The sequence below is a fragment of the Streptomyces sp. NPDC006872 genome (assembly GCF_040635845.1).
Taxonomy (GTDB): domain Bacteria; phylum Actinomycetota; class Actinomycetes; order Streptomycetales; family Streptomycetaceae; genus Streptomyces.
Genome location: NZ_JBEYIL010000001.1, coordinates 773,729 through 796,952, shown reverse-complemented (window position 1 = coordinate 796,952; position 23,224 = coordinate 773,729). Strand labels below are relative to the sequence as shown.

Below are 23,224 nucleotides of genomic sequence, written 5' to 3'. Positions count from 1 at the left end.
TGCTAACTCCTTCCGGGCCACACGCGCCCAAACCCCCGGGGGGCCCGCGGGGGGGGGCCCCCGCCCTTCTGTATGCGCCGGGTCGGATCTGCGTGCGCCGGGTCAGATGAAGGTGCGGGTCGGCAGCGGCTTGCCGTACCAGAGTTCGATCAGACGGGCCGCGATGGAGATGCCGTAGGGCGGCAGCACCTCGCCGGACTCGAAGGCGGCGCCGAGTTCGTCGCGGGAGAACCAGCGGGCCTCGTGGATCTCGTCGCCGTCGACGTCGATGTCGGTGGAGGTGGCGCGGGCCATGAAGCCCAGCATGAGGCTGGACGGGAACGGCCAGGGCTGGCTGGCGATGTACTCGACCTGGCCGACGGAGATGCCGGCCTCTTCGAAGACCTCCCGGCGCACGGACTGCTCGATGGACTCACCCGGCTCCACGAAACCGGCGAGGGTGGAGAAGCGCCCCTCGGGCCAGTGGACCTGGCGGCCGAGGAGGATGCGGTCCTCGTCGTCGGTCACGGCCATGATCACCGCGGGGTCGGTGCGCGGGTAGTGCTCGGCGCCGCAGGCGGGGCAGCGGCGGATGTGGCCGGCCGCCGCGATGACCGTGCGCTCACCGCAGCGGGAGCAGAAGCGGTGGGTGCGCTGCCAGTTCTCCAGGCCGACCGCGTGCACCATCAGGCCCACGTCCCGGGGTGACAGCAGCAGGCCCGCCTCGCGCAGCCCGGCCGGGCGCGCGGACTGGTCGATCCGGCCGGGCAGGGTGTCCTTCTGGAGGGCGAAGTAGCTGACGCCGTCGTCGTCGGTCCCCAGGAAGTAGCGGTGCGCCTCGGTGAGGGGGGCCTCGAAGGACGGCGTCATGACGAGTTCGGTGCGGCCGTCGGACGTCTCGTCGATGAGGACCTGGCCGCCGGAGACGACGAAGCAACGCGTCGTCGGGTGGCTCCACGCCGCGGCGAGCCAGGCCTCGTCGAGCCGGTGGTGGGCCGCCCGGTCGAGGCCGCTCGGTGCGGTCAGCGAGATGGGTCGATCGGCGTTCTGGTCGGTCCAGGTGGTCACGGGTACTTCCAACTCCCCCGGTGGAACGGTTGTTTCGGCGGGCGATTCAGCGGGACGTACGGCAGAGGACGACCGGTTCCGGGGCGGTGTCGCGGTGCGGGGCGGTCTGTCCAGTGTGCCCCGCGCGCGTGTCCCCTCCGGACCGATCGGGGGTGTCAGGGCGCATGACGCCAGTTCTCGGCGAGATCGCCCCAGAGGTACGCGGTGGTCTCGACGCCCTTGAGAAGGAGATCCAGCTCGACCTTCTCGTTCGGGGCGTGCCAGCCGTCCGACGGGACGGAGATGCCGAGGAAGAGCACCGGGGCGCCGAGGACTTCCTGAAGGTCGGCGGCGGGTCCCGAGCCGCCTTCGCGGGTGAAGCGGATGGGCCCTTCGAAGGCCCGTCCCATGGCGCGGACCACGGACTGCAGGGCGGGGTGGTCCAGCGGGGTCAGACACGGGCGCGTGGCCGGGCTGAACGTGATCTCGTGCCGGATCCCGGCGGGCAGCTGCTCGGCCGCCCAGGCGCGCACGGCCTTCTCCACATGCGCGGGGTCCTGGCCGGCGACGAGCCGGAACGACAGCTTCACGAACGCCGAGGACGGGACGATCGTCTTGCTGCCGGGGCCCTGGTAGCCGCCGCCGATGCCGTTGACCTCGGCGGTGGGGCGGGCCCAGATGCGCTCCAGGGTGGTGTGTCCGGCCTCGCCGTGGGTGGCGTGCGACCGGGCGGTGCGCAGCCACCGGTCCTCGTCGAAGGGCAGCTCGGCGAAGAGCTCGCGCTCGCGTTCGGTGAGCTCGACGATGCCGTCGTAGAAGCCGGGCACGGCCACGCGTGCGTGCTCGTCGTGCAGGGCCGCCACAAGGCGGGCGGCCGCGGTGGCCGGGTTGGGCACCGCGCCGCCGAAGGAGCCCGAGTGGATGTCCTGGTCGGGGCCGAAGAGCCGGATCTCGCACTCGGCGAGCCCACGCATGCCGGTGCACACCGTGGGGGTGTCCTCGGACCACATGCCGGTGTCGGAGACGATCACGGCGTCCGCGGCGAGCCGCTCGCTGCGCTCCTCGACCAGGGCGCGGAAGTTCGGGGAGCTGGACTCCTCCTCGCCCTCGATCAGCAGCTTGAGACGGACGGCCGGGGCGGGGCGGCCGGTGGCTGCGAGGTGGGCGCGGACGCCCAGGGTGTGGAAGAAGACCTGGCCCTTGTCGTCGGCCGCCCCGCGCGCGTGGAGGCGGTTTCCGTGGACGACGGGCTCGAAGGGGTCGGTGTCCCAGCCGTCCTCACGGGCGGCGGGCTGCACGTCGTGGTGGCCGTAGACCAGGACGGTGGGCGCCTCGGGATCGTCGGAGGGCCACTCAGCGTAGACGGCCGGTGCGCCCGGGGTGTGCCAGACCTCGACGGTCGGGAAACCCGTCTCCTTGAGTTTGGCGGCGAGCCAGTCCGCGCTGCGCCGGACGTCGGGGGCGTGGTCGGGCTGTGCCGACACCGACGGGATGCGCAGCCACTCGCAGAGGTCGTCGAGAAAGGCGGCGCGGTGCTGCTCGATGTACGTGCGGACGGCGCTGACGGCACTGTCAACGGGATGGCTCATGGTCACGAGCCTATCGGCCCGCACCGACATCCTGGCCGGGCCCTTGCGCAGGGTTTACCTGCGCGGCCGGTCCGTCGCGGTCGCCGTCGGCGCTCTCTTCCCCGGTCAACAGGCGCTCCAGCGCGGCACGATCGGGCAGACCCTCCGGTCGTACGACGTCGCCGGTGCGTACATAAAGGAACGCCGCTGTGACGGATTCCACGGGCACCCCCTGCTGCTCGGCCCAGGCGAGCCGGTACAGGGCGAGCTGGAGGGGGTCGGCGGTGCGGGCGCGGTGGGTCTTCCAGTCGACGATGTCGTAGGTCGCCGAGGCTCCGTCGCCCTCCTTGTAGACGGCGTCGATACGGCCCCGCACGACGCGCCCGGCGAGGGCGAGCTGGAACGGGGCCTCGACGCGGTAGGGCGTGCGGTGGGCGTACTCGGTGCGCTCGAAGGCGTCCTTGAGGGCTTCCAGGTCGCGCTCGTCTGCGATCTCGACGTCGTCGTCCCCGGGCAGCTCGTCCGGTCCCAGCAGCGGAAGCGTCAATTCCTCGAAGCGGGCCTCCACCCATGCGTGGAATCGGGTGCCCCGGCGCGCGGCCGGTTGCGGGGGGTGCGGCATGGGGCGCGCGAGCTCCTGTGCGAGACCGTCCGGGTCGTCGGCCAGCCGCATCACCTGCGAGGCGGTCAGGGTCGTCGGCAGGGGGACCTCCGTGACGCTCTGACGGGCGCGCAGGAGCTCTCCGGCGAGTGCGTCGAGGTCGCGGTCCCAGGAGGCGACGGCCCGGGCTTCCTCAGGGGTGAGGCGGTTCCCGCGCGGGCGGGTGACGGGGACCTCGGGGGCCGTGCCTTGGTGGGGCACGGCGGGGCGGGCCTCGGGAGGGGTGTCGTCGAGAGGGGTGTCATCGAAAGGCGCGTCGTCGAACGGCGCATCGTCGAACGGGTCGGACTCGAACGGGTCGGCCTCGTCGTGGGGCGGCTCGTCCTGGTCCTCGTCGGGTGGCGGGGGCCAGTCCGGGTCGTCGTAGGTGTCCGGGTCGTGGACGGCGTCGGGGCGGCCGTCCTCGTGCGAGGCGAGGGCCTCCAGGTGGGCGAGGACGGTCTCGGCGGCGGCGCGGCGGCGGGCCAGGGCGTCGTCGTCCAGGGGGAGCGGCCAGACCTGGTCGATCGTCGCCCGGTGCAGGGCGGGGTTCTCCGCGTCCTCCGCCGGCTCGTCCGCCCAGGCCTCGATCTCACCGTGTCCGGCCGCGCAGTGGTCGTAGAGGGCGTTCAGGAAGTCGGACGGGCCGCGGGGCTTCTTCTGGGTGGGGCCCCACCAGTGGCCGGAGCCGAGGAGCAGGGATCGGGGGCGGGTGAAGGCGACGTAGCCGAGGCGGAGTTCCTCGGTGTGCTGGTGGTCCTTCATGGCCTCGTGGAAGGCCTTCATGCCCCGTGCGTCCCAGGAGTCGAGGTCGGGGAGCGTGTCGGCGTCGCCGCGCAGTCCGTGCGGCAGCACCTTGGCCTGCGCGGTCCACTTCTCGCGGCCCTGACCGCTGGGGAAGGTGCCGGTGACCAGGCCGGGAACGACGACGACGTCCCACTCCAGGCCCTTGGACTTGTGCGCGGTGAGCACCTTGACGGTGTTCTCGCCGCCGGGCAGAGCGTTGTCGAGGCCCTTCTCGTACTGGGCGGCGGTGCGCAGGAAGCCGAGGAAGGCCAGCAGGCTCGCCTCGCTCTCGTGGGCGGCGAAGGACGCGGCGATGTCGAGGAAGTTGGACAGGGTCTCGCGGCGGCGGGCGGCCAGGGCGTGCGGGGACGCCGACAGTTCGACCTCGAGGCCGGTGACGGCGAGGACGCGGTGCAGGACGTCCATCAGGGGGTCGGCCAAGGAGCGGCGCAGGTCGCGCAGTTCGGTGGCGAGCCGCGCGAACCGCACGCGCGCGTCCGGCGAGAAGGGCAGCCCGTCGTCGCCCGCGGCGCGGGTGCCGCCGTCGCCGTACAGAGGCGTCTCCAGGAAGGTGTCGAGGGCGTCGGCGAGCGAGATCACCTCGGACGGGTCGACCCCCTCGACGGCCTCGGCGAGGCGGCGGTCCGGGTCGTCGTCGCCGCCCGCGCGGGCGTGGCCGACGAGCAGCCGGGCCCGGCGGCCGAGAAGGGCGAGGTCGCGTGGGCCGATGCGCCAGCGCGGGCCGGTGAGCAGCCGGACCAGGGAGGCGTTGGCGCCGGGGTCCTGGAGGACCTCGCAGACGGCGACGAGGTCGGCGACCTCGGGCAGGTGCAGGAGTCCGGACAGGCCCACCACCTCGACGGGGATGTCCCGGGCGACCAGCGCGCCCTGGATCTCCGCGAAGTCGGTGGCCGTGCGGCACAGGACGGCGATCTCGCCGGGCGCCTTGCCGGTGCGCACGAGGTGCGCGACGGAGTCGGCGATCCAGTCCATCTCCTCGGCGTGGGTGGCCAGGAGGGCGCAGCGGACCACGCCGTCACGTTCGGCGCCGGGGGCCGGTCGCAGGGCCTCCACGCCCGCGTGCATGGCGCGCAGGGGCTCGGCGAGGCCGTTGGCGAGGTCCAGGAGGCGGCCTCCGCTGCGCCGGTTCTCGCTGAGCGACTGGCGCCGCGCCCTGCTTCCGTCGGTGTGCGCGAAGTGCTCGGGGAAGTCGTCGAGGTTGGCGACCGAGGCGCCGCGCCAGCCGTAGATGGCCTGGCAGGGGTCGCCGACGGCGGTCACGGGGTGGCCGGTGCCGCCGCCGAACAGGCCGGCGAGGAGGATGCGCTGGGCCACCGACGTGTCCTGGTACTCGTCGAGCAGGACCACGCGGAACTCGTCGCGCAGGAGCGGGCCCACCTCGGGAACCTGCGCGAGCTGCGCCGCAAGCGCGATCTGGTCGCCGAAGTCCAGCAGGTCGCGCTCGCGTTTGGCGGCCCGGTAGCGCAGCACCAGGTCGGTCAGTTCGCGCCGGGCGGCGGCCGTCTCGGGCACCTTGCGCAGGTCGGCGTTGGTGAGCTTGGCGCCCTCCAGGGTGTGCAGCAGTCCGGCGTCCCACGCGCGCAGTTCCTCGGGGCGGACGAGGTGTTCGGCGAGTTCGGCGTCGAGTGCGAGGAGGTCGCTGATCAGGTCGGCGAAGGAGCGGGTGAGCGACGGGTAGGGGCCGGGGGCCTCGCGCAGCACGCGCGCGGCGAGCTGGTAGCGGGTGGCGTCGGCGAGCAGCCGGGCCGTCGGCTCCAGGCCGATGCGCAGGCCGTGGTCGGTCAGGAGGCGGCCCGCGAAGGCGTGGTAGGTGGAGATCACCGGCTCGCCCGGCGGACGGTCGGGGTCGATGAGGTCGGGGTCGGTGACGCCCGCCCTGATCAGTGCCTTGCGGACGCGTTCGGCGAGTTCGCCGGCGGCCTTGTTGGTGAAGGTCAGGCCGAGGACCTGTTCGGGGGCGACCTGGCCGGTGCCGACCAGCCACACCACGCGCGCGGCCATCACCGTCGTCTTGCCCGACCCGGCTCCGGCCACGATCACCTGCGGGGCGGGCGGCGCGATGATGCAGGCCGTCTGCTCCGGGGTGAAGGGGATCCCGAGGAGCTCCTTGAGCTGCTCGGGATCGCTGATACGGGCGGGCATGGTGAGAGGCTAGCGGCGGGCACTGACAGTCGATGACAAATCGCCCGCCCCGACCGGGAGAAGCGCAGGTCAGCACGGTTGGTGCGGTCCGTCACACGCGTGCCGGGCGGACGGCCCGTCAGTCGACCACGTGCCGTCCTTCGGGCCGGGCGCTGCACGAGGCGCGGAACGCGCAGTGGGTGCACTGCTGGCCGGCGGTCGGGGTGAACCGCTCGTCGAGGACCTTGCCGGCCGCCGTGGCGAGGAGCTCGCCGACCCACTCCCCCTCCAGCGCCTCCTGTGCCTGGACCTTGGGCACGGTGTCGCCGCCGTCCTTCTTGGCGGCGCCCTGGCGCAGCTGGACGAGTTCGGCACCGCCGGGTGCGGGCCGTACGCCGTCGAACGCCTCGTCGACGGCGCCCTCGCGGACGGCGAGCTGGTAGACGGCGAGCTGGGGGTGGCGTTCCACCTCGCGGGCGGTCGGCGTCTGCTTGCCCGTCTTGAAGTCGACGACGTAGGCGCGGCCGTCGCCGTCCGCCTCGACTCGGTCCATCTGGCCGCGGACGCGGACCTCGTAGTCGCCCGCTTCGAGGGTGACGTCGAAGTCGTGCTCACTGGCGACCGGCGTGCGACCCGCGCGGTCCATCACATGCCATTGCAGGAAGCGTTCGAGCGCCACGCGCGCGTGTGCTTTCTCCTGCGTGGACTTCCAGGGCGCGTCGAAAGCGAGGGCGTTCCACACGGAGTCGAGGCGTTCCATGAGGACGTCGAGGTCGGCCGGGGTGTGCCCAGAGGCGACCTCGTCGGCGAGGACGTGCACCACGTTGCCGAAGCCCTGGGCGGCGGTGGCGGGGGCGTCGGCCTTCACCTCGCGCCCCAGGAACCACTGCAGGGCGCAGGTGTTGGCGAGCTGGTCCAGGGCGCTTCCGGAGAGCACGACGGGCTGGTCGCGGTTGCGCAGCGGCACCTTGCTCTCGGTCGGCTCGAACATGCCCCACCAGCGGTACGGGTGGGCGGACGGCACCAGGGGCCTGCCCTCCTCGTCGGCGAGCGCGGCCAGCCGGGCGAGGCGGTGGGCGGCGGCCTCCCGGAGCGTGGCGGAGGCGCGCGGGTCGACCGTCGTGGCGCGCAGTTCGGCGACCAGCGCGGCGACCGACAGGGGGCGGCGCGGGCGTCCCGTGACGTCCTTGGGTTCGACGCCGAGTTCGGTCAGGAATCGGGAGGGCTGGTCGCCGTCGTCGGCGGGCGCCTTGACGGCGGTGACGACGAGACGCTCGCGCGCGCGTGTGGCTCCCACGTAGAAGAGGCGGCGTTCCTCGGCGAGCAGCGCTCCCGGGGTGAGCGGCTCGGCGAGCCCGTCGCGGCCGATGCGGTCGGCCTCCAGGAGCGAGCCGCGGCGGCGCAGGTCCGGCCACAGGCCCTCCTGGACGCCGGCCATGACGACCAGGCCCCACTCCAGGCCCTTCGCGCGGTGGGCGGTCATCAGGCGCACGGCGTCGGGGCGCAGGGCACGCCGGGTGAGGGTGTCGGCGGCGATGTCCTCGGCCTCGATCTCGGCCAGGAAGTTCAGGGCGCCCCGGCCGCCGGTGCGCTCCTCCGCGCGCGCGGCGGTGGCGAACAGCGCGCACACGGCGTCCAGGTCCCGGTCGGCGTTGCGGCCGGCCGCGCCGCCGCGCCGGGCGGCCCGCTCCAGGCGCGCGGGCCAGGGCGTGCCGTCCCAGAGGTCCCACAGCGCCTCCTCGGCCGTACCGCCGCCCGCGAGCCGCGCGCGGGCCGTCGCCAGCAGCGCGCCGAGGCGCTGGGCGCCGCGCGCGTACGTCGGGTCATGGGTGACCAGCCGCTCCGGCTCGGCCAGGGCGCGCGTGAGCAGCTCGTCGGAGGGCGGCGGCAGCGCGTTGCCCGCGGCGCGCTCCTCCTCGCGCAGGGCGCGTCCGAGGCGGCGCAGGTCGGCGGCGTCCATGCCGGCGAGGGGGGAGGCGAGAAGGGCGAGGGCGGTTTCGGTGTCGAGCCAGCAGGCGTCCGTGCCCTCGGCGTCCTGATCCGCCGTCGGCGGCGGCGAGGCCTCCGCCGTCGCGACCGCGCGGAGGGCCGACAGCAGGGGCGCCACCGCCGGTTCGTGGCGCAGGGGGAGGTCGTCGCCGTCGATGTCGAGGGGGACGCCGGCGGCGGTGAGCGCGCGGCGGACCGTCGGGATGGTGCGGGAGCCGGCGCGGACCAGGACGGCCATCTCGCTCCAGGGCACGCCGTCCTCCAGGTGGGCGCGGCGCAGGATGTCGGCGATGTTGTCCAGCTCGGTACCGGCGGTCGGGTACGTGTAGACCTCGACCCGGCCGCCGTAGCGTGCGGCGGCCAGTTCGCGGTGGGCGCGGACCTTCTCGGCCGGCAGGCGGGTCAGCGGCATCCGCTGGGTCACCAGCCGGGTGGCGGCCAGGAGGGCCGCTCCGGAGCGGCGGGAGGTGCGCAGGACCTCGACGGGGGCGGGACGGCCGTCGGGGCGGGGGAAGGCCCCGGGGAAGTCCAGGATGCCGTTCACGTCGGCGCCCCGGAAGGTGTAGATCGACTGGTCGGGGTCGCCGAAGGCGACCAGGGTGCGGCCACCGCCGGCGAGGGCGTGCAGCAGCCGTACCTGGGCCGGATCGGTGTCCTGGTACTCGTCGACGAACACGGCGTCGTACTGCGCGGCGAGCCGCTCGGCGACCTCGCGGCGGTGGGCGAGGAGGACCGCGCGGTGGACGAGTTCCGCGTAGTCGATCACGCCGTGCAGGTCGAGCACGTCGAGGTACTCGGCGAGGAAGGCGGCCGCGGCGCGCCAGTCGGGGCGGCCGATGCGGTGTGCGAAGGCGTCCAGGGCTGCGGGGTCGAGGCCCAGTTCGCGGCTGCGGGCCAGCACCGCGCGGACCTCGTCGGCGAAGCCCCGGGTGGTGAGGCAGGCGCGCAGTTCGTCGGGCCAGCGCACGTGTGCGAGGCCGAGCCGTTGCAGGTCGAGCTGGCCGGCGAGCAGCTCGCGGACGGCCACGTCCTGTTCGGGGCCGGACAGCAGCCGCAGGGGCTCCACGAACAGGTCGGCGTCCTGGTGGGCGCGGACCAGGGCGTAGCAGTACGAGTGGAAGGTGGTCGCCTGGGGCGCGCGGGCGGCGCCCATGCGCTGCGCCATCCGGTCCCGCAGCTCGACGGCCGCCTTACGGCTGAACGTGAGCACCAGGATGCGTGCGGGGTCGCCCCCGCGAGCGATCCGGGCCGCCACGGACTCGACGAGCGTGGTGGTCTTTCCGGTGCCCGGGCCTGCGAGGACGAGCAGCGGGCCGGCGCCGTGGTCAACCACGGAGCGCTGTGCGGCGTCCAGACGAGGGGGATCCGGCCGGGCCGGCGGGGTACGGACCAGTCGGTAAGCGCCACGGTTCCCCTGTCGCCCCTGGGGGTGCGACAGGCGCCTGGTGGAGGAAGAGGAGCTCACGTGGTTCGCCGGTCCTGGTGGGTGTGCTGGTTGACGGAGCGCCGCTTCGGGAGAGCGGTGAGCCCGGGATGAGAGGGACGCGTGCGGCCGACGCTACGCCGACGGGCGGCCCGGAAGGATTGCTTCCGGTTCTTCCCTTGAGGCGCTCAGGGCACTCGAGGCACTTGATCCCCTCAAGACCCTCACAGCCCTCTCGGCCCGTATGCCACGCACGTCCCTCGCCCCTCGAACGTACGCCATGCCACCGACGTGCCCCGTTTGCCCCCATTCCCCCGAACGGGCAGCAAGATCCCCCCGATTCAGTCCGATGGCGAAAGCTGTCAGGTGTGACCTTCCGCGCGTTCGCCGCCGTCCCACCTCGCCCGCTTCATGTCGAGGCGGGGCACATGGCCCTCGGCGGACCTGCTCGCCTGCTTCAGAGGCGTGCCCTCGGCCCGGTAGCGGTCCAGCGCCCGCAGCTCGTGACCCGGCAGCAGCACCCCGTCCGCGCGCACGACACGCCACCACGGGACCCCGCCCCCGTAGAGGGCCATCACCCGGCCGACCTGCCTGGGACCGCCCTCCTCCAGCCACTCCGCGACGTCCCCGTACGTCATGACGCGCCCGGGCGGGATCAGCTCCGCGACCTCGAGAACCCGCTCGGCGTACTCCGGCAGTGCCTCGGTGTGCTCCGGGCGGGCGTCTTCGTACTCCGGTCGGGCGTCGTCCGGAAGGCTCTGCTCGCTCATCCGCCCCATCCTGCCCCACCGCACCGACAATGCGACGGGTCCACGACCCTGTGTGACCCTCGCTCCCGGCCGGTGCTTCAGGCAGACTGTGCGCCCCCGCGTTTGCACCCTGATGCCCCCGTGTGTCGGTGGGGCATGCCACCATCGTGCAGGCGGTGACCGGTGATACGAGATCAAGAAGAGACGATGAAGCAGCAGGGCGTGCATCCTGAGGACGCGGAAGGCACCTCTGATGCTGCGTCGCGCCCCGACACCGCCGAAGAGCCACAGGAAGAGGCGCGCATCGACGAGGTCGAGGGCGACGAACCACTGCTCCCCGCGCGCGTGCACCGCCCCTCCGACCTCATGCGGCTGCTGGTCGGGGTACTCGCCGTCGTCCTGCTCCTGGGCATCGCCGCCTTCGCACACGGGACGACCTCGGGCCTCGAACAGGACATCAACAAGGGCACCGGACAGGCCCCCGATCTCCTCATCAAGATCGCAGGGCTGGCCTCCAGCATCGCGATCCTGCTGGTCCCTGTCGCGTTCGCCATCGAGCGGCTGATCAAGCGGGACGGGCTGCGCATCGCCGACGGCGTGCTCGCTGCGGTCCTCGCACACGGTGTGACCCTCGCCACCGACCTGTGGGTCGCCAAGGCCGCGCCGAACTCGATCCAGGAGGCGCTCACCCAGCCCTCCCCCGGTGACATCCACGCCCTCACCGATCCGGTGCACGGCTACCTGGCGCCCGTCATCGCGTACATGACGGCCGTCGGCATGTCCCGTCGGCCGCGCTGGCGCTCGGTGCTGTGGATCGTGCTGCTCCTGGACGCCTTCTCGATGCTCGTCACCGGCTACACGACGCCGTTCTCGATCATCCTCACCGTCCTGATCGGCTGGACGGTGGCGTACGGCACGCTCTACGCGGTCGGCTCGCCGAACGTGCGTCCCACGGGACGGACGCTGATGGCAGGCCTGCGGCACGTCGGGTTCCACCCGGTGAGCGCGGCCCGCGAGGAGGGGGCGGACGCGGCGGAGAGCGACCGGGGCAGACGCTACTTCGTGTCCCTGGAGGACGGTCCACCGCTGGACGTCACGGTCGTCGACCGGGAACAGCAGGCCCAGGGGTTCTTCTACCGCGCGTGGCGCAATCTGACCCTGCGCGGCTTCGCCACCCGCAGCAGCCTGCAGTCGCTGCGCCAGGCGCTGGAGCAGGAGGCGCTGCTCGCCTACGCGGCCATCGCGGCCGGCGCCAACGCGCCCAAGCTGATCGCGACCTCCGAACTCGGTCCCGACGCGGTGATGCTCGTCTACGAGCACACCGGCGGCCGCACCCTCGACTCCCTGACGGACGACGAGATCACCGACGAGCTGCTGCGCAACACCTGGCACCAGGTGCAGGCCCTGCAGTCGCGGCGCATCGCACACCGCCGGCTCGCGGGTGACGCGATTCTGGTGGATCGTTCCGGCACGGTGATCCTCACCGACCTGCGCGGCGGCGAGATCGCGGCCGGCGACCTGCTGCTGCGCATGGACGTCGCCCAGCTGGTGACGACGCTCGGCCTGCTGGTGGGCGCCGAACGCGCGGTGATCTCCGCGGTCGACGTGCTGGGACCGGACGCGGTCGCGGACTGTCTGCCGATGCTCCAGCCCATCGCGCTGACCCGCTCCACGCGCGCGACGCTGCGCCGATTGGCACGCGAGCGTGCCCAGCGGGAACGCGAGGCGGTGCTGGAGGCCTCTCAGCAGGCCAAGCAGGCCCGGCTGGAGTCGACCGGGAACGACACGGAGACCGTCGCCCTCGAGAAGCCCGACAAGAAGACCGTGCGCGCGGAGGCACGGGCCGAGAAGCGGGCCATCGACGACGCGCTGGAGGAGGCACGCGAGGAGGATCTGCTGACGCAGATCCGGCACGAGGTGCTGCTGATCCGGCCCCAGGCGCCGGTCGAGCCCGCCCGGCTGGAGCGGGTGCGGCCGCGCACCCTGATGAGCTTGATCGCCGGTGCCATCGGCGCGTACTTCCTGCTGACGCAGCTCACCCACATCGAGTTCGGTCCGCTCGTCGCCAACGCCGAGTGGGGCTGGGTCGCCGCGGCCGTCGTGTTCTCGGCGTTGAGTTACGTCGCCGCGGCGATGAGCCTGCTGGGGTTCGTGCCGGAGCGGGTGCCGTTCCCGCGGACCGTGGCCGCGCAGGTCGCCGGGTCCTTCGTGAAGATCGTGGCCCCGGCCGCGGTCGGCGGGGTCGCCCTCAACACGCGCTTCCTGCAGCGGGCGGGGGTGCGACCCGGTCTCGCGGTGGCCAGCGTCGGCGCCTCTCAGCTGTTCGGGCTCGGCTGCCACATCGTGATGCTGCTGTCGTTCGGCTATCTGACCGGCACCGAGAAGACGCCGTCGCTGTCGCCGTCCCGCACGGTCATCGCCGGTCTGCTCACGGTGGCGGTGCTCGTGCTCGTGGTGACCTCGGTGCCGTTCCTGCGGAAATTCGTCTCCACGCGCGTGCGCTCGCTGTTCGCGGGCGTCGTGCCGCGCATGCTGGACGTGCTCCAGCGGCCGCAGAAGCTGGTCACCGGCATCGGCGGCATGCTCCTGCTCACCGCCTGCTTCGTGATGTGCCTGGACGCCTCCATCCGCGCCTTCGGCGACGAGACGACCTCGCTGAGCATCGCCAGCGTCGCCGTGGTCTTCCTCGCCGGCAACGCGCTCGGCTCCGCCGCCCCGACCCCGGGCGGAGTCGGGGCCGTCGAGGCGACTCTGACGGTCGGTCTGATCGCGGTGGGCCTGCCCAAGGAGGTCGCCGCTCCCGCGGTGCTGCTCTTCCGACTCCTGACGCTGTGGCTGCCCGTGCTGCCGGGCTGGCTGGCCTTCAACCACCTGAGCCGCAAGGGCGCGCTGTAGGAGGTCGCGCGCCCGTACCTCGTACGGACCGCGCCCCGCGCGCGTGCCCGCACGCGACCGCAGGATGAGATCATGCCGAACCCCTCCCGCCTGCGCGCCGCCGCCCTGACCGTCACCGCCCTGCTGCTGTCCTCCCTGGTGACCGGCTGCGGAGACGACGCGCAGGACGAGGATCTGACGGCGCAGCAGCTCGGCTGGAAGGACTGCCCGGCCCCGTCCCAGGCGGAGGGCGGCGGCAGCGCCCCGTCCCCGCTGCCGAACGGCGACCAGTGGCAGTGCGCCACGATGAAGGCGCCCCTCGACTGGGACGACCCCGAGGGCGACACCATCGGCATCGCACTGATCCGGGCCCGGGCCGGCGGCGACGAGAGCAGCCGGATCGGCTCGCTGGTCTTCAACTTCGGCGGGCCCGGCGGCTCGGGCGTCTCCACCCTGCCCGCCTTCGGCGACGAGTACGCGGCGCTGCGCACCCGCTACGACCTGGTGAGCTTCGACCCGCGCGGAGTCGGCCGCAGCGCCGGTGTGCGGTGCGAGAACGACCAGCAGCTCGACGCGTACTTCCAGCAGGACGCCACGCCCGACGACGCCGGCGAGCGCACCGCCCTGCTGGACAACACCAAGGACTTCAACGCGGCCTGCGAGAAGAACTCCAGGAAGGTGCTGCCGCATGTGCGGACCACCGACGCGGCCCGCGACATGGACCTGATGCGCCAGGTCCTCGGCGACGACAGGCTGTACTACTTCGGCATCTCCTACGGCACCGAACTGGGCGGCGTGTACGCCCACTTGTTCCCGAGGAACGTGGGTCGGGCCGTCTTCGACGCCGTCGTCGACCCGACGCAGACGTCCGAGCAGGGCTCGCTCGCCCAGGCCAAGGGCTTCCAGCTCGCGCTCGACAACTTCGCCGAGGACTGCACGTCCAAGACGGAGGACTGCCCCGTCGGAGACACCGCACAGGACGTGAAGGACCGGATCGCCCGGCTCCTGACCGACCTCGACGGCAAGCCGATCCCGGGCGTCTTCCCGCGCCCGCTGACCCAGAGCGCCGCCACCAACGGCATCGCGCAGGCCCTGTACTCGCAGGACTTCTGGGAGTACCTCACCGAGGGCCTGGAGCAGGCCTACGCCGGGGACGGCAGGATTCTGATGCTGCTGTCCGACCTGATGAACGGCCGTAGCCAGAACGGCGAGTACAGCAACATCGCGGCCGCCAACGTCTCCGTCAACTGCTCCGACGACAAGGCGCGTCACTCCACCGCCTATGTGGCGGAGAAGCTGCCCGAGTTCCGGGCCGCCTCCAGCCTGTTCGGGGACTTCCTGGCCTGGGGCCTGGTCGGTTGCACCGACTGGGCCGTGCCGGGCGCCGCCGACCACCCGGACGTGAGCGCGCCCGGGTCGGCGCCGATCCTGGTCGTGGGCAACACCGGCGACCCGGCCACCCCGTACGAGGGGGCGCGGAAGATGGTGGCGGCGCTGGGCCGCGGGGTCGGGGTCGAGCTGACGTACAAGGGGCAGGGGCACGGTGCGTACGGCAGCGGGAACCAGTGCGTGCAGGCGGCGGTGAACGGCTATCTGCTGAGCGGCAAGGTGCCCGCCGCCGGGACCGTCTGCTCCTGACTCCCCTCCCGAATTCCCGGAAAACCCGCAGGTCAAAAGGTTATCCACAGGCACCGACGGTCGAGTCGCCAGCCGCCTAATATGGCCTGACAGCCGTTCGCCGCCGAGTGCGGACGGCCTGCGAGGGGGGAAGTGCACATGGTGCGATTCGTACGGTGGACGGCGCTGGGGGCCGCCGCCGCGCTGCTGGTGGCAGGCTGCAGCGGCGGGTCGGACGGCGGCGAGGACGGCAAGGGCTCCTCGGCCGACGCACGACCCTCGACCGACTCCTCCGGGTCGACGGCCACGACGGGGGCCCTGCCCGCCTCCCTCACCGGGCAGAAGCTGGACTGGGGTCGCTGCGAGGGCACTGCGGACTCCGCGGCGCCGGGCAGCGACTGGCAGTGCGCGACGCTGAAGGTGCCGCTGGACTGGTCGAAGCCGGACGGCAACACGATCGATCTGGCCCTGGTGCGCACCAAGTCCAGCGCCGATGGAAGCAAGCGGGCCGGCTCGCTGCTGTTCAACTTCGGCGGCCCCGGCGGCTCGGGCGTGTCGACGCTCCCCGCGTACGGCTCGACGTTCTCCTCGCTGCGCAAGAGCTACGACCTGGTGAGCTGGGATCCGCGCGGGGTCGGCGCCAGCGAGGGCGTCCGCTGCCGCACCGACAAGGAGATCCAGGCCGCCGAGCCCCTCGACTCCACCCCGGACACCCCGGCGGAGGAGCAGGCGTACCTCCAGGACGCCACCGACTTCGGCAAGGGCTGCGAGAAGGCCGCGGGCGAGCTGATGGCCCATGTGTCGACGACCGACACCGCCCGCGACATGGACCTGATGCGCCAGGTCCTCGGCGACCCGAAGATGCACTACTTCGGCATCTCCTACGGCACCGAACTGGGCGGCGTGTACGCCCACTTGTTCCCGAAGAACGTGGGGCGGCTGATCCTCGACGCGGTCGTCGACCCGAGCGCCGACTCGGTGGGCCACGCGCAGAACCAGGCACGCGGCTTCCAGCGGGCGCTCGACGACTACCTCAAGTCGACGGGCGAGGATCCCGAGGCAGGCAGCAAGAAGATCGCGGCCCTGCTGGACGGGCTCGACAGCAAGCCGCTGTCCACGTCGGACGGACGGAAGCTGACCCAGACGCTCGCGGTCACCGGCATCGTCCTGCCGCTGTACAGCAAGGCGAGCTGGCCCAGCCTGACCAGCGCTCTGGAGTCGGCACAGGACGGGGACGGCTCGGAGCTGCTGGCGCTCGCCGACGGCTACAACGAGCGGGACACCTCGGGGCACTACGGCACGACGACCCACTCCCAACGGGTCATATCGTGCTTGGACGACAAGCAGCGGCCGACCGCGGAGGCCACGAAGAAGCTGCTGCCGGAGTTCGAGCAGATCTCGCCGGTGTTCGGGGACTTCCTGGGCTGGGACACGGCCGGCTGGTGCCACGACTGGCCGGTGGCGGGGCAGTACGACACCCCGGAGGTGAGCGCGGCGGGCGCGGCGCCGATCCTGCTGGTCGGCAACACCGGGGACCCGGCGACGCCGTACGAGGGCGCGCGGAAGATGGCGGACGAGCTCGGCAAGGGCGTCGGGGTACTGCTCACCTGGAAGGGCGAGGGGCACGGTGCGTACGGGAGCGGGAGCTCCTGCGTCGACTCGGCGGTGGACGACTACCTGCTGAAGGGGACGGTGCCGAAGGACGGCACGGTCTGCTCATGACGACGGCGGGGGCTTCGCGCACTCGTGGTACGCGAAGCCCCCGCCGATCGAACCGGGAAGCCCGGTGGGCAGAGCGGGCGGTCGGGTCAGTAGACCGGCTTGCTCGGCTCGATCTGGTGGACCCAGCCGATCACGCCACCGCCGACGTGCACGGCGTCCGAGAAGCCCGCGGACTTCAGCACGGCGAGGACTTCCGCACTGCGGACACCCGTCTTGCAGTGCAAGACGATCTTCTTGTCCTGGGGCAGGCCCTCCAGGGCGGTGCCCAGCAGGAACTCGTTCTTCGGGATCAGCTTGGCGCCCGGGATGGAGACGATCTCGTACTCGTTCGGCTCGCGGACGTCGATGATCTCGATGTTCTCGCCGTCGTCGATCCACTCCTTGAGCTGCTTCGGAGTGATCGTGGCGCCGGCCGCCGCCTGCTGAGCCTCCTCGGAGACGACGCCGCAGAAGGCCTCGTAGTCGATGAGCTCGGTGACGGTCGGGTTCTCGCCGCAGACCGCGCAGTCGGGGTCCTTGCGGATCTTGACCTGGCGGTACTGCATCTCCAGGGCGTCGTAGATCATCAGGCGGCCGACCAGCGGCTCGCCGATGCCCGCGAGGAGCTTGATGGCCTCGTTGACCTGGATGGAGCCGATGGACGCGCACAGCACGCCCAGGACGCCGCCCTCGGCGCAGGAGGGGACCATGCCCGGCGGCGGGGGCTCCGGGTAGAGGCAGCGGTAGCAGGGGCCGTGCTCGGACCAGAAGACGGACGCCTGTCCGTCGAAGCGGTAGATCGAGCCCCACACGTACGGCTTGTTCAGCAGCACGCACGCGTCGTTGACCAGGTAGCGGGTCGCGAAGTTGTCCGTGCCGTCGACGATCAGGTCGTACTGGCTGAAGATGTCCATCACGTTCTCGGCCTCGAGCCGCTCTTCGTGAAGGACCACGTTGACGTACGGGTTGATGCCGAGGACGGAGTCACGGGCGGACGCCGCCTTGGAGCGGCCGATGTCGGCCTGACTGTGGATGATCTGCCGTTGCAGGTTCGACTCGTCGACCTCGTCGAACTCCACGATGCCGAGCGTGCCCACGCCCGCCGCGGCCAGGTACATCAGCGCCGGCGAGCCCAGGCCGCCGGCGCCCACACAGAGCACCTTGGCGTTCTTCAGCCGCTTCTGCCCGTCCATCCCCACGTCCGGGATGATCAGGTGGCGGGAGTACCTGCGAACCTCGTCTACGGTGAGCTCAGAGGCTGGCTCGACCAGGGGTGGCAGCGACACGGGGACTCCGTTGGTCGGTCTATCACTACAGTTGTTCTCCTCGTAACACTGCCATGGCCTTCTTCATTCCGAGACACCCGTTCCGATCCGCGAGACGAGTTCGTCCCAGTAGCCGGGCATGCTCTCCCAGGGCCTGCCCGGGCCGCCGCGGTCGGCGCCGCAGGTTCCGTCGGTGAACCAGATCGTCGCGGCGCCCTGCCAGCGGGCGATGCGCAGCGCCTCGTCGAGGTGCCCGCGCGGCACACCGTGCACGAAGTGGCAGAAGCGCTCGGGCGGATGCTCCGCGGTCCACTCGGCCGCCTGCGACCAGCGGTAGTCGTTCCACGACCCGGAGAAGGTGACCAGCTGGTCGGCGTGCTCGGCGTAGTCCGGGTAGGGGTGGGCACCGTGGCCGAGAACGAGGTGGGGCGCGTCGTGCAGGGTGCGCAGCGCGCCGGCCGTGCGGCGCAGTTCGGGGAGCGCGGTGCGCTCGGTCGGGCAGTGGTCCAGGAGGAAGCCGTCGACCTGGTACCAGTCGAGGTACCGCTGCGCGTCGGAGATCACCTCGGCGAAGGAGCGGGCGCCGTAGAGGGTGTCGAGGCGGCCGAGGACGCGCACGCCCGCGTTGCGCAGTCGGCCCGCGTACTCCAGACAGCGCGGATCGGGGCGGACGCCGGGGCCGTCGGCGACGTCGAGGACGACCCAGTGCAGCGGTCTGTCGGGACGGGCGAGTTCGCGCCACTCGGTCGGCGCGACGAGGGGATGGGCGAGGCCGGGGACGCCGAGGCCGGTGCGGACGCCGGTGGTCCCGGCGCTCGCGGTGCCCGCCGGAGTTCCGGTCAGATACGACACGCCGCCTCCATCCAGATGTCGGCGAGGGACTCCTCGAGGTTGATCCGGGGCCGCCAGCCGAGCCGGTCGCGGGCGGTGCGCACATCGGCCTGCTGCCAGCTGCCACAGCCGTCCGGGTACGGGTATGCGACCGGGCCCCCGTGGTCGGGCTCGGGGCGGGGATGGCCGATGGCGGGCCTGAGGTGGCTGCCGGGCTGCCCGTCGAGCTCGTGGAGGGCGCCGCCGTATCCGGCCACGCGCGCGAGGGTCGCGGCGGCGTCGCGCAGTCGCACGGCACGGCCCGAGCCGATGTTGATGACGCCCTGGGCGGCGGAGAGCGAGGCGGCGTGCACGGCGCGGGCCACGTCACGGACGTCGATGAAGTCGCGCTGCACCCCGAGGCCGCCGAGCTTGAGCTCGCCGTCGCCGGACTGCATGGCGCGGCGCATGGCCTCGGCGAGCCGGCCCAGCGGGGAGCCGGCGGGCGTGCCCGGACCGGCGGGCGAGAAGACCCGGAGCACGACAGCGTCCAGACCGGAGCCGAGGACGAGTTCGGTCGCGGCGAGTTTGCTGACGCCGTACGGGCCGCCGGGGCGGGGCACGGCGTCCTCGGCCGTGGAGGAACCGGGCTGGCTCGGGCCGTACTCGGCGCCGCAGCCGATCTGCACGAGCCGGGCGCCGCAGCCGCTGCGGCGCAGGGCCTCGCAGACGGTGGCGACGGCGACGGTGTTGTGCCGGGTGAGCTCGCGGGCGCCGCCGCGGGTGGTGCCCGCGCAGTTGACGACGACCTGGGGGTGGACCGCGTCGAGGAAGCGGGTGAGCGCGCCGGGGCTGCCGGACGCGAGGTCGAAGCGGACGTCGGCGTCGTCGCCGCGGCCGAGCGCGGTGAGCTGGACGGCCGGGTCGGCGAGCAGCCGGTCGGCGACGAATCGACCGAGGTAGCCGTTGGCTCCGATCAGCAGGACCCTCATCGTGCGGCTCCCGGGGTGTGCGCTGGGGTCACCGCTGCCGCCGGGGCTGCAGAGGCTCCGGTCACCCCGGGTGCTCCGGGTGCTCCGAGCACTCCGGGTGCTCCTGTGGCCGCGGGTGCCCCGGTGGTTCCGGTCGCTCCGGATCGGGAGGTGGTCATCTGGTCTCTCCTTCAGGGGTGTTGCGGTGGGCTGCGGCTGGGTGGAGGAGCGCGTGCGGCGTGCCGTCGGGGCACGGTGGGGGCTGCGCTGCGTGCGAAGGCCGGTACGACCGACAGAGACACGGACGGGGACTAGGACTAGGACTAGGACTAGGACGGGGACGGGGATTGGGACGGCTTCGGGTCGGGGGTCGAGTCAGCACGGCCGGTCCGTTCGTGCGTGGGCCGAGGCCCTGGTCAGCGTGCGGCTCGCGTGGATCAGCAGGGTCAGGGCGGCGGTTCCGCAGACGAGTGACGGGACGCCGGCCGGACCCCAGGCGGCCACGAGGGTCTCCACGGGGGTGGCCAGGAAGCCGCAGCCGGGCAGCCGACCCGCGAACACCGTGGCCGGAGCGAGCACCTCGGCCGCGCCGACGACTCCGAGGGCGACCGCCGGGGCGTGGGCGAATCCGTGCACCGTGAGCAGACGGGCGAGGAAGAGGAGGGCGCCCAGGGTGAGGGTGTGCGCGTAGCCGGCGGGCTCGCCCAGGGCCGCGCCGCAGAGGGCGGCCAGTGCGGCGAGCGCGCACATGAACAGGGTGCAGGCGCCGAGCAGCAGCGGTTGCACGGAGGCGGCGAACTCCTCCAGGCCACGGCTGGTGTTCAGGCGGCGCCGGGCGTGCGCGGCGAGGAGGTGGGCGCTCCAGGCGGCGGGCGCGCAGGCCAGGGCGAGGGCCAGCAGGGGGGCGGCGGCCACCGGCCAGGGGCCGTTCGCCGTCCCGTCGGGCAGGCCGTCGGGGCCGCCGCCGACGGCTGCGCGCAGCAGGCTGTCGCCGAGGGCCGCGTAGCCGAGGAGCCAGCAGGTCCAGGCCTCCGTCCGGTGCAGGCCGGGGTGGGCGCCGTGCTGCGGACTCAACGGGCCCCGGCGCAGCGCCGCGTGCACGGCCAGGGCCACGGCGAGGAGGCCTGCGGCGGCTACGAGGAGACACGTGCGTCCGTGGGTGAGGCGGACGCCGGTCACGGTCGCGGCGCACAGGGCGCCCGGCAGGAGGGTGAGCAGCGCCCAGTCCAGGCGGGGCCGCAGGATCTCCGTGGGCGTGGTGAGCGGGGGCGCCTCGCCGTCGCGGGGCACGCGCGCGTACATCTCCTCCGCCAGGGAGAAGACGTCCCGGTGCCGGAAGCGGGCGGCGGTGCGGTCGGTGACTCCGTGGGCCTCCAGGCCCGCCGCGATCTCCAGCGGGTCCACGGCCCGCTCGCACAGCTCGCGGTGCCGGTGCATCAGCGCCTTCACCGGGTCCCCCGCACCGCGCCGCGGGCTGCCCCCGCCCTGCGTGCCGAGTGCCGACCGGTCGACTTCCGGTCCCGGTCGGCCGGCTTCCAGCCTGTCGGCTTCAGGCCGGTCGAGTCCTGACCGGCCGACTTCAGGCCTGTCCAGTCCTGACCGGTCCAGTCCTGACCGGTCCAGTTCGTCGAGCCCGCTCATCGTGCTCCCTCCGTCGCAGCGACCGGCGAAGTGCCCCGTACCGGCGGCCCCGCCGCCCAGCCCGGGCCGCGCCCGGTGCCGACCCGCGCGCCCGGAGTGGTCCAGAGGCCCGGCAGACGCGCCTCGGCCGGGACGGCGAACGGCCGGGGATCGCCGTCGTCGTCGAAGACGAACCGGCTCACCGGGGCCTGGGAGACGAGCTCCAGGTAGATGTCGTGGAACGCCGCGACGTTCTGCTCGACCGTGAACAGTTCGAGGGCGCGTGCGCGGGCGGCAGCGCCCAGGCGCGCACGGCGCTCGGGGTCGCGCAGCAGCGCCACGCACGCCTCCGCGAGTGCGCGCGGATTACGCGGCGGGACGACCAGTCCCGTGCCGCCGATGGCCTCGACCACCGCGCCGACATCGGTCGACACGGTCGCCCGGCCGCAGAACATCGCCTCGACCAGACCGACCGGGAACCCCTCGACCACGCTGGACAGGACGACGACCGCGCCGGCCGCGTACGCCTCGGCGAGGCTGGGCGCCTCCGGGCCGCCGATCTCCTCGAAGGACACCGGGTTGTCACCGACGGCGTGCGGTCCGTCCGCCTCGTCGGGGAAGAGCTGTGCGGCGAGCATCCGGCAGTGGCCGAGGTAGGCCCGGCCCTCCGCGCCGGCCGCCGCGCCGACTATCCGCAGGCGGGTCCGGGGCTCCTCCTTGCGGACCTCGGCGAAGGCGTGCAGCAGGGACACCAGGTCCTTGGCCGGTTCGACCCGGCCGACCCAGACCAGGGTGTGCGGGTCGGCGGCGTCCGGTGAGTCGCCCACCTCGGCGAAGCGGGACGCCTCCATGCCCGGGTAGACGGTGCGCAGTTTCGCGCGGTCGGCGCCGCACCGCTCCTGCCAGCGGCGGGCGTGCGTGTTGCCGGGCGTGATGCACGCCGCCTGCCGGTACACCTCGGCCGCGAGCCGGCCGTGGAAGGCGGCGAGCAGGGCGCGTACGGCGGGTGCGGCCTCGGCGGACGACGGGCTCCCGGAGCCCGTGGGCGACGTCCCGCTCCCCGAGCTCAGGTAGTGCGTCCGCAGCCGTACGCCGTACTCGGTCACGAGGAGCGGCACGTCGAAGAAGTGCCGTGCGAGCAGCCCGGGCAGGGCCGCGGTGCCGCCGGACGTGGCATGGCACAGGTCGACCGAGCCGAGGCCCTCGCCGCCGTCGCCGAGCGCGTCCTCGTACCAGTCGAGCGAGAGGGGGCGCAGGGCGTGTTCGAGGTGCGCGGAGACGGCAAGCAGGTCGGGGACGCGCGCCTCGCGCGCCGTTCGCAGTGCGCCGGGCGCACGACAGGCGCGTTCCAGCGTGCGCACGGCGCTCTCCGAGCGGAGCGCTCCCACCAGCCCGCCCTCGTCCCGGGCGAGTTCGGCGAGGCCGTACAGCGCGTTGGCGAAACGGTCCGCCTGAGCGGCTGAACCGGCGCCGGAAGGGTCCGCCGCGGCCGGCGGCTCCCCCTCGCACAGCGCGGCCACCAGCTCGCCGTGGAACTCCGCGAAGCGCCGACGCGCCCGTCGGCCGTAGGTCACCCCGTCGTCCTCGGCCGTCCACAGCGGCGCCGTACGCACCCGGCTGACCTGCGGCGGAAGCTCGATCCAGCCCGATTCCTCCTGGTGTTCCGCACGACTGAGCGCGTAGACCTCGAACTCGTGCTGCCCGAGCCTGCGCACGAGCCGATCGCACCAGAGCCCGGCGTCACCGCTCACATACGGATAGCCACCCTCCGTAAGCAGTCCGATGCGCACGCGCACCCCCGATCTCCCGTTTGGGGAGCCGCCGTTGACCCGGCGGCTCGCAGCGGGACGAACGTATGCGGACAAGGCGGGGGTGCGATGGACGGTTGTCCGTCGCACCACCAAAAGGGGTGAACGGTCGTAACTTTCCCGTGCGGGTCGCGTTCGGTCGCGCTAAGAGATCATTCGACTGCGAAACGTTACTGCACGGACATCACAGCATGCGTCACGGCGCACGTCCATGGCGCACGTCCATGGCACACGT

The 23,224-nt window shown here is 72.9% G+C and carries 13 protein-coding genes; 3 read left to right on the top strand and 10 right to left on the bottom strand.

What is annotated here, in order from left to right:
* Positions 1–102 precede the first annotated feature (102 nt).
* The 5 genes from nudC to ABZ725_RS03670 form a co-directional block, all read right to left on the bottom strand.
* Positions 103–1,047 carry an NAD(+) diphosphatase gene (gene nudC, locus ABZ725_RS03690; protein WP_358801133.1) on the bottom strand — a complete coding sequence of 315 codons (945 nt, stop codon included), beginning with the start codon at positions 1,045–1,047 and terminating at the stop codon, positions 103–105.
* Between the two features lie 155 nt (positions 1,048–1,202).
* The gene (locus ABZ725_RS03685; RefSeq protein WP_358801132.1) at positions 1,203–2,615 is read right to left on the bottom strand and encodes a dipeptidase; all 1,413 of its coding nucleotides are present in this window, start codon (positions 2,613–2,615) and stop codon (positions 1,203–1,205) included.
* Between the two features lie 10 nt (positions 2,616–2,625).
* Positions 2,626–6,183, bottom strand: coding sequence for an ATP-dependent DNA helicase (locus ABZ725_RS03680; RefSeq protein WP_358801131.1), 3,558 nt, complete (start codon positions 6,181–6,183; stop codon positions 2,626–2,628).
* Between the two features lie 118 nt (positions 6,184–6,301).
* Positions 6,302–9,616, bottom strand: a complete 3,315-nt coding sequence (locus ABZ725_RS03675; RefSeq protein WP_358801130.1) for an ATP-dependent DNA helicase — start codon at positions 9,614–9,616, stop codon at positions 6,302–6,304.
* Between the two features lie 320 nt (positions 9,617–9,936).
* Positions 9,937–10,344, bottom strand: a complete 408-nt coding sequence (locus ABZ725_RS03670) for an MGMT family protein (RefSeq protein WP_358801129.1) — start codon at positions 10,342–10,344, stop codon at positions 9,937–9,939.
* Positions 10,345–10,530: 186 nt separating this feature from the next.
* On the opposite strand from ABZ725_RS03670, the gene ABZ725_RS03665 reads away from it, so the two are divergent.
* From ABZ725_RS03665 to ABZ725_RS03655, 3 genes are all read left to right on the top strand, one after another.
* Positions 10,531–13,218 carry a lysylphosphatidylglycerol synthase domain-containing protein gene (locus ABZ725_RS03665; protein ID WP_358801128.1) on the top strand — a complete coding sequence of 896 codons (2,688 nt, stop codon included), beginning with the start codon at positions 10,531–10,533 and terminating at the stop codon, positions 13,216–13,218.
* 72 nt (positions 13,219–13,290) lie between these two features.
* The gene (locus ABZ725_RS03660; protein WP_358801127.1) at positions 13,291–14,835 is read left to right on the top strand and encodes an alpha/beta fold hydrolase; all 1,545 of its coding nucleotides are present in this window, start codon (positions 13,291–13,293) and stop codon (positions 14,833–14,835) included.
* 138 nt (positions 14,836–14,973) lie between these two features.
* Entirely contained in the window at positions 14,974–16,536 is a 1,563-nt protein-coding gene (locus tag ABZ725_RS03655; RefSeq protein WP_358801126.1) for an alpha/beta hydrolase, read from the top strand.
* A gap of 86 nt (positions 16,537–16,622) precedes the next feature.
* Here the strand turns inward: ABZ725_RS03655 and moeZ are convergent, their stop codons facing one another.
* The 5 genes from moeZ to ABZ725_RS03630 form a co-directional block, all read right to left on the bottom strand.
* Positions 16,623–17,801, bottom strand: a complete 1,179-nt coding sequence (gene moeZ / locus ABZ725_RS03650; RefSeq protein WP_351903065.1) for an adenylyltransferase/sulfurtransferase MoeZ — start codon at positions 17,799–17,801, stop codon at positions 16,623–16,625.
* 63 nt (positions 17,802–17,864) lie between these two features.
* On the bottom strand, positions 17,865–18,632 hold the full coding sequence (locus tag ABZ725_RS03645; protein ID WP_358801125.1) for a spherulation-specific family 4 protein: 768 nt from the start codon (positions 18,630–18,632) through the stop codon (positions 17,865–17,867).
* Positions 18,620–19,582: an NAD-dependent epimerase/dehydratase family protein gene (locus tag ABZ725_RS03640; RefSeq protein ID WP_358801124.1), complete on the bottom strand. Its 963-nt coding sequence runs from the start codon at positions 19,580–19,582 to the stop codon at positions 18,620–18,622. Before ABZ725_RS03640 ends, ABZ725_RS03645 begins: the two co-directional genes overlap by 13 nt.
* A gap of 354 nt (positions 19,583–19,936) precedes the next feature.
* Entirely contained in the window at positions 19,937–21,202 is a 1,266-nt protein-coding gene (locus ABZ725_RS03635; RefSeq protein WP_358801123.1) for a hypothetical protein, read from the bottom strand.
* Positions 21,199–22,971, bottom strand: a complete 1,773-nt coding sequence (locus tag ABZ725_RS03630; protein ID WP_358801372.1) for a DUF3492 domain-containing protein — start codon at positions 22,969–22,971, stop codon at positions 21,199–21,201. Before ABZ725_RS03630 ends, ABZ725_RS03635 begins: the two co-directional genes overlap by 4 nt.
* Positions 22,972–23,224 lie beyond the last annotated feature (253 nt).